Source organism: Streptomyces sp. (genome assembly GCF_031178505.1).
Taxonomy (GTDB): Bacteria; Actinomycetota; Actinomycetes; order Streptomycetales; family Streptomycetaceae; genus Streptomyces; species Streptomyces gulbargensis.
The window spans coordinates 1-7,061 of record NZ_JAPSIW010000346.1; the positions used below are offsets into that span (position 1 = coordinate 1).

The window sequence follows — 7,061 nt, forward strand, 5'->3', positions numbered from 1 at the left end:
CCCCCACAGCGTGTCCGTCAGCCCGCCCCGGCCGGCGACCGCGAGGAACGCCGTGCCGACGAGCACCGTCGGCAGCACGAACGGCACCGTGACGACCGCCCGCAGCACGTTCTTTCCGGGGAAGTCGGAGCGGGCGAAGACGTACGCCCCCGGCAGCGCGAGCAGCAGCGTCAGCCCGGTGGAGGCCGCCGCCTGCCCCACGGTGAAACCGAGCACGTCCAGGATCTCCGGCCGGCTCAGCGTCTCGCCGATCCGGCCGAACCGCCACGTCCCGTCGGGCCGCAGCCCCCGGTCCACGATCGACACGACCGGCCAGGCGAAGAAGACCGCGAAGAACGCGACCGGCAGGGCCATCAGGCCCAGCCGCGCCGCGCTCCCCCCGCGACCGCGCGTCACTTCAGGACGAGCGACGACCACTGCCGGATCCACCCGTCACGCTTCTCGGCGATCTTCTCCGGCGCCATCGTCTCCGGCCGCTCGACCACCACACCGTGCCGTGTGAACAGCTCCGGCAGGCTCGCGTCCTTCGCCACCGGGTTGACGAACATCTGCAGCGGCATGTCGTCCTGGAACCTCTTGGAGATCAGGAAGTCGATCAGCTTCTTGCCGCCCTCGGGGTTCTTCGCCCCGTTCAGCAGCCCCGCGAACTCGATCTGCCGGAAGCAGGTTCCGGTCGACACCCCGGTGGGGGCCTCCTTCGGCCGCGGCTCGCCGTACAGGACCTCCACGGGCGGGCTGGAGGCGTACGAGACGACGAGCGGCCTCACCCCCTTGGCCTGCTTGCCGCCGGCCGAGCCGGAGAACTCCTGGTTGTAGGCGAGCTCCCAGCTGTCGACGGTCTTCACCCCGTTGGCCCTCAGCTTCTTCCAGTAGTCCTGCCAGCCCTCGTCGCCGTACGCGGCGACCGTGCCGAGCAGGAAGCCGAGGCCCGGGGAGGACCGCTCCGGGTTCTCCACCACCAGCAGGTCCTTGTACTGCGGCTTCGCCAGGTCGTCGAAGGTCCGCGGCGGCGCCAGCTTCCTGTCCGCGAAGAACTTCTTGTCGTAGTTGACGCAGATGTCGCCGGAGTCGACGGGCGTGACCCGCCGCTCCTCGTCCAGCCGGTACGCGGCGGGCACCCGGTCCAGGCCCTTCGCCTCGTACGGCACGAAGATCCCGTTGTCGAGGGCGCGGGACAGCAGGGTGTTGTCGACGCCGAAGAAGACGTCACCCTGCGGCGAGCCCTTGGTCAGGATCTCCTTGTTCACGGCCTCGCCCGCGTCACCGGCCTTGAGGACCCTGACCGTGAGACCGGTCTCCTCGGTGAACGCCGCGAGCACCTCCTTGGAGGCGTTGAACGAGTCGTGGCTCACGAGCGTCACGGTCTTCGGCGCCGGCCCACCGCTCTTGCCCGCGGCGTCGCGGGCGTCCTCGGTGGAGCAGGCGGCGAGACTCGTGACACCCAGCGCCGCGACCAGCGCGACGGCGGCGTACTTCTTGGTGCTCACTGGATTCCTCCTGGGGGTGACCAGGAAGAGACGCGGCCCTGCCCGCGGCCGGCGGACCGGACGCGGGCAGGGCGCAACAGCTCGAGTTAACGACCGAACTTCCTACCCAGAATGACCTGGGCGAGGTTCAGAGGGTCTGCGGTCTGACGGTCACCGCACTCTCAGCGCTGTGGCGCTCCCCTGTCGGAATATGCAGATGTGTTCGAGCACAGCGTACAAGGTCAGCGCTCGGACGCCGCGAGCTGTCCACAGGCGCCGTCGATCTCCTGGCCACGGGTGTCCCGGACGGTCACCGGAACGCCGTGGGCGGCGATCGCCTCGACGAACGCCTTCTCGTCCTCGGGCCGGGAGGCGGTCCACTTGGAGCCCGGGGTCGGGTTCAGCGGGATCAGGTTGACGTGCACCCTCTTGCCCTTCAGCAGCCGGCCCAGCAGGTCACCCCGCCACGCCTGGTCGTTGATGTCCCGGATGAGGGCGTACTCGATGGAGATCCGGCGCCCGGACTTCTCCGCGTACTCCCACGCCGCGTCGAGGACCTCCCGCACCTTCCACCGCGTGTTCACCGGTACGAGCGTGTCGCGCAGCTCGTCGTCCGGCGCGTGCAGCGAGACCGCCAGACGGCACTTGAAGCCCTCGTCGGCGAACCGCAGCATCGCCGGCACCAGGCCGACCGTGGACACGGTGATCCCGCGCTGCGACAGACCGAGGCCGTCCGGCTCCGGGTCGGTGAGCCGGCGGATCGCGCCGACGACCCGCTTGTAGTTCGCGAGCGGCTCGCCCATCCCCATGAACACGATGTTCGAAAGCCGCGCCGGGCCGCCGGGGACCTCCCCGTCGCGCAGCGCCCGCATCCCGTCCACGATCTGGTGCACGATCTCCGCGGTCGACAGGTTCCGGTCGAGACCGGCCTGCCCGGTGGCGCAGAACGGACAGTTCATGCCGCAGCCGGCCTGGGAGGAGATGCACATCGTCACCCGGTCCGGGTAGCGCATGAGCACCGACTCCACGAGCGTGCCGTCGTGCAGCCGCCACAGCGTCTTACGGGTGGTGTCGTCGTCGCACGACACGTGCCGCACCACCGACATCAGGTCCGGCAGCAGCTCGGCCGCCAGCTTCTCCCGCGACGCGGCCGGGATGTCGGTCCACGCGGCGGGGTCGTGCGCGTACCGCGCGAAGTAGTGCGTCGACAGCTGCTTGGCACGGAACGGCTTCTCGCCGATCGCCGCGACCGCCTCCTTGCGCTCGGCGGGCGACAGGTCGGCGAGGTGCCGCGGCGGCTGCTTGGCTCCGCGCGGGGCGACGAAAGTGAGTTCTCCGGGAAGCGGACGGGCCACGTCGGGCGTCTCCTCAAAACGACGAGGTCCGCCCCCGCGGCGGCGGGTGGCACGGCGAGCACGGCGGCACGGCGCCGGAGCCGGGAGACCTCTGGATCACCCCCCGCAGCGGCGGGGGACTACGAAGGGCCCGCGACGCCACGCGCCACGAGCCCTTCCAGAGTACCCGCTGTCCGTCAACCCGTTCCGACGAACAGTCCGAGCAGCAGCCACACCACCGGTGCCGTCGGCAGCAGCGAGTCCAGCCGGTCCATGATGCCGCCGTGCCCCGGCAGCAGCGTGCCCATGTCCTTGATGCCGAGGTCCCGCTTGATCATCGACTCGCCGAGGTCACCGAGCGTCGCGCTCGCCGCCACCGCAAGCCCCAGCAGCAGCCCCTGCCACCAGGTGCCGCCGTCGATCAGGAACTCCATGCACAGCGCGCCCGCCGCCATCGCGAACGTCACCGCGCCGGCCAGCCCCTCACGGGTCTTGCCGGGGCTGATCCGCGGGGCCAGCTTGCGCTTGCCGAACCGCCAGCCGATCGCGTACGCCCCCGTGTCGCTGACGACCGTCAGCAGCAGGAACGTCAGCACCCGCCACGGCCCGTCGTCCGCCGTGAGCAGCAGCGCCACGAACGTCGCAAGGAACGGCACGTAGAACGCGGCGAAGACACCGGCCGTGACGTCCTTCAGATAGCCCTCGGGGGGCTCCGTCATCCGCCACACCAGCACCGCGAGGGCGGTCAGGGCCATCGCGACCCACGCGCCTTCCGGGCCGCGCACGAAGCCGGCGACGACCATCGCCGCGCCGCCGACGGCGAGCGGCACCAGCGGCGCCTTGATCTCCTTGCGCTCCTGGAGACGGGAGGTGAGCTCCCAGAGCCCGACGACCACGGCGATCGCTATGACGCCGACGAACGCCGGCGGCCAGACGAACAGCGAGGCGATGACGACGGCGCCGAGACCGACTCCGACCCCTATGGCCGCGCCCAGGTCCCGCCCCGCGCTCTTCTTCTGCCGCGGCGCCCCGGAGGGGGACGGCGGAGGGGGGGTGGGGCTGGACATGGGCTCCTGCGGGTGCTCGTGCGATCCCCCGTCACGGAACAGGGGACCGCCCGTGTGGGCGGCCCCCCGGCCGTGACCGTCCTGGAATCCGCCGGCGGGAACGTCGGGCACGATGGGCATGGGGCGAGTCTGCGACGCCTCCTGCCGATCGTGGGCGGGACCCGCCGGGGCAGGCCCCTGGTCGGGTCCGCCGAAGCCGGCACCGGCCGGCGACCCCCAGGAAGAGTCGTTCATCAGACCTCGAGCAGCTCGGCTTCCTTGTGCTTGAGCAGCTCGTCCACCTGCGCGACGTACTTCGCGGTGGTGTCGTCGAGCTCCTTCTCGGCGCGGCGGCCCTCGTCCTCGCCGACCTCGCCGTCCTTCACGAGCTTGTCGATGGTCTCCTTGGCCTTGCGGCGGACCGCGCGGATCGAGATCTTCGAGTCCTCGGCCTTGCCCTTGGCGACCTTGATGTACTCGCGGCGGCGCTCCTCGGTCAGCTCGGGGAACACCACCCGGATGATGTTGCCGTCGTTGCTCGGGTTGACGCCGAGGTCCGAGTCCCGGATCGCCTGCTCGATGTTGCGCAGCGCGCTCTTGTCGAACGGGGTCACCACGGCCATGCGCGGCTCCGGGACGGAGAACGACGCCAGCTGGTTGATGGGCGTGATGGCACCGTAGTAGTCAGCCACGATCTTGTTGAACATCGCCGGGTGCGCACGGCCGGTGCGGATCGCGGCGAAGTCCTCCTTGGCGACCACGACCGCCTTCTCCATCTTCTCCTCGGCCTCGAGGAGGGTCTCTTCGATCACCAGTTGCTCCTGCGTGTCGTCGCGTTGTGTCCTGCACGGTGTACGACCGGCAGGGCTGTCGTCCAGCCCCTGGCGGGGCGGTTCCCGGTTCGGGTCAGGCCCGGGTGCCCTGGTCGCTCACGAGCGTGCCGATCTTCTCACCCTTCACCGCGCGCGCGATATTGCCCTCGGCGAGCAGTTCGAAGACGAGGATCGGGAGATTGTTGTCCCGGCACAGGGTGATGGCGGTGGCGTCGGCGACCTTCAGGTCGCGGGAGAGCACCTCGCCGTACTCCAGCGCGTCGAACTTGACCGCGTCGGGGTTGGTCTTGGGGTCGGAGTCGTAGACACCGTCCACGCCGTTCTTGCCCATGAGCAGGGCCTCGGCGTCGATCTCCAGGGCACGCTGGGCGGCCGTGGTGTCCGTGGAGAAGTACGGCATGCCCATACCGGCGCCGAAGATGACGACGCGGCCCTTCTCCAGGTGGCGCACGGCGCGCAGCGGGATGTACGGCTCGGCGACCTGCCCCATGGTGATGGCGGTCTGGACGCGCGAGTCGATGCCCTCCTTCTCCAGGAAGTCCTGGAGGGCGAGGCAGTTCATCACGGTGCCGAGCATGCCCATGTAGTCGGACCGGGCCCGGTCCATGCCGCGCTGCTGGAGTTCGGCGCCGCGGAAGAAGTTTCCGCCGCCGATCACGATCGCGATCTCCGCGCCGTCGCGGACGACTGCCGCGATCTCGCGCGCGATGGCGTGCACGACGTCGGGGTCGACGCCCAGGCCGGTACCGCCGGAGAAGGCCTCCCCGGACAGCTTCAGCATGTAGCGGCCGGCCTTTTTGCCGTTGTTGTCGTCGCCCTGTACGGCGCCCTGATTCATGGAGATCTCCTCGTGCACATACGAAGAAGGCCATTGCCTGGGGTCCTCGTGGGTGTCCCGTGCGGCAATGGCCTCCTCGTCAGATCTGCGGTCGTCCTGCGCGGGCGCGGACGACTGCTTCAGACCCTACCGGGGTCCGGTGTCCGTCGCGTACGCGAACGGACTCAGATGCCGACCTTGATGCGCGAGAAGCGCTTCAGGGTGACACCGGCCTCGTCCAGGATCTGCTGGACGGTCTTCTTGTTGTCCAGGGCGTACGGCTGGCCGAGCAGCGTCGCGTCCTTGAAGAAGCCGTTGAGGCGACCCTCGACGATCTTGGGGAGCGCGGCCTCGGGCTTGCCCTCGGCGCGGGTGGTCTCCTCGGCGACGCGGCGCTCGGTCTCGACGACCTCGGCCGGGACGTCCTCCTTGGAGAGGTACTTCGGGGCGAACGCGGCGATGTGCTGGGCGACACCCTTGGCGACCGCGGCGTTCTCCTTGTCCAGCTCCACCAGGACACCGATCTGCGGCGGCAGGTCGGGCATGGTGCGGTGCATGTACGCGGAGACGTAACCGTCGGCGTACTGCGCGAAGCGGTCCAGGACGATCTTCTCGCCGAGGTTGGCGTTGGCCTCGTCCACGAACGCCTGGACGGTCTTGCCGGACTCGATCTCCGAGGCCAGCAGGGCGTCGATGTCGGCCGGGGAGGTCTTGGCGACGTGCTCGGCGAGCGCGTTGGCGACGGCGAGGAACTTCTCGCCCTTGGCGACGAAGTCCGTCTCGCACTTCAGCTCGACCAGGACACCGGAGGTGTTGTCGTCGGCGATGAGGGAGACCACGGCGCCGTTCTCGGCGGAGCGGCCCTCGCGCTTGGCGACACCCTTCTGGCCCTTGATGCGCAGGGCCTCGACGGCCTTGTCGACGTCGCCGTCGGCCTCGTCCAGGGCCTTCTTGCAGTCCATCATGCCGGCGCCGGTGAGCTCGCGGAGCTTCTTGACGTCAGCGGCGGTGTAGTTCGCCATGAGTCTGTTTCTCTCTCGAAGTCTGAAAGATCGGGCGGGTCCACGGGTGGACGGCGGAGGCTTCGTGGGCCTCCGCCGTCGTCACCCGAAGGTCCTCAGGGACCTGAAGGGTCAGGCCTGCTCGGCGTCCGCGGCCGGAGCCTCGGTGGCCTCGGCCTCCGCGGCCGGAGCCTCGGCGGCCGGAGCCTCGGCGGCGGCCTCGGCCTCGGCCGGCTTCTCGGCGGCGGCCTCGTCGGCCTTCTTGTCGCCCTCGAGCAGGTCGCGCTCCCACTCGGCGAGCGGCTCGCCCGCGGCCTTCTCGCCCGGCTTCGAGTCACCGGTCGCGGCGCCGGAGCGGGCGATGAGGCCCTCGGCGACGGCGTCGGCGATCACGCGGGTGAGCAGGGTGACGGAGCGGATCGCGTCGTCGTTGCCCGGGATCTTGTAGTCGACCTCGTCGGGGTCGCAGTTGGTGTCGAGGATCGCGACGACCGGGATGTGGAGCTTGCGCGCCTCACCGACGGCGATGTGCTCCTTCTTGGTGTCGACGATCCAGACGGCGCT

7 protein-coding genes, 1 pseudogene and 1 riboswitch are annotated in these 7,061 nt (G+C 70.0%); all 8 genes and pseudogenes read right to left on the reverse strand.

Annotated elements, in window-relative coordinates; translation table 11 throughout:
- Positions 1–354, reverse strand: a pseudogene (locus RIF68_RS21385) (iron ABC transporter permease); the annotation flags it as partial.
- Positions 355–392: 38 nt separating this feature from the next.
- On the reverse strand, positions 393–1,487 hold the full coding sequence (locus tag RIF68_RS21390) for a thiamine ABC transporter substrate-binding protein (RefSeq protein WP_309052899.1): 1,095 nt from the start codon (positions 1,485–1,487) through the stop codon (positions 393–395).
- 81 nt (positions 1,488–1,568) lie between these two features.
- Positions 1,569–1,679, reverse strand: a riboswitch (TPP riboswitch).
- Positions 1,680–1,708: 29 nt separating this feature from the next.
- Positions 1,709–2,821, reverse strand: a complete 1,113-nt coding sequence (gene rlmN / locus RIF68_RS21395; protein ID WP_309052900.1) for a 23S rRNA (adenine(2503)-C(2))-methyltransferase RlmN — start codon at positions 2,819–2,821, stop codon at positions 1,709–1,711.
- Between the two features lie 176 nt (positions 2,822–2,997).
- Positions 2,998–4,101 (reverse strand): phosphatidate cytidylyltransferase, encoded by a 1,104-nt coding sequence (locus RIF68_RS21400; protein ID WP_309052901.1) that lies wholly within the window; start codon positions 4,099–4,101, stop codon positions 2,998–3,000.
- The gene (gene frr / locus RIF68_RS21405) at positions 4,101–4,658 is read right to left on the reverse strand and encodes a ribosome recycling factor (protein WP_309052902.1); all 558 of its coding nucleotides are present in this window, start codon (positions 4,656–4,658) and stop codon (positions 4,101–4,103) included. The genes RIF68_RS21400 and frr overlap by 1 nt, the downstream gene beginning before the upstream one ends.
- Positions 4,659–4,752: 94 nt before the next feature.
- Complete coding sequence (gene pyrH, locus RIF68_RS21410; RefSeq protein WP_309052903.1) at positions 4,753–5,517, reverse strand: UMP kinase; 765 nt, start codon at positions 5,515–5,517, stop codon at positions 4,753–4,755.
- Positions 5,518–5,681: 164 nt separating this feature from the next.
- On the reverse strand, positions 5,682–6,518 hold the full coding sequence (gene tsf, locus RIF68_RS21415; protein ID WP_309052904.1) for a translation elongation factor Ts: 837 nt from the start codon (positions 6,516–6,518) through the stop codon (positions 5,682–5,684).
- 111 nt (positions 6,519–6,629) lie between these two features.
- Positions 6,630–7,061, reverse strand: a 432-nt coding sequence (gene rpsB, locus RIF68_RS21420; protein ID WP_309052905.1) for a 30S ribosomal protein S2, incomplete at its 5' end; no start/stop codon positions are given.

Bases quoted from the DNA above. Each gene is read 5' to 3' on its own strand.
- RIF68_RS21400 (WP_309052901.1), bottom strand. From the start codon at position 4,101: ATGAACGACTCTTCCTGGGGGTCGCCGGCCGGTGCCGGCTTCGGCGGA.
- tsf (WP_309052904.1), bottom strand. From the start codon at position 6,518: ATGGCGAACTACACCGCCGCTGACGTCAAGAAGCTCCGCGAGCTCACC.
- pyrH (WP_309052903.1), bottom strand. From the start codon at position 5,517: ATGAATCAGGGCGCCGTACAGGGCGACGACAACAACGGCAAAAAGGCC.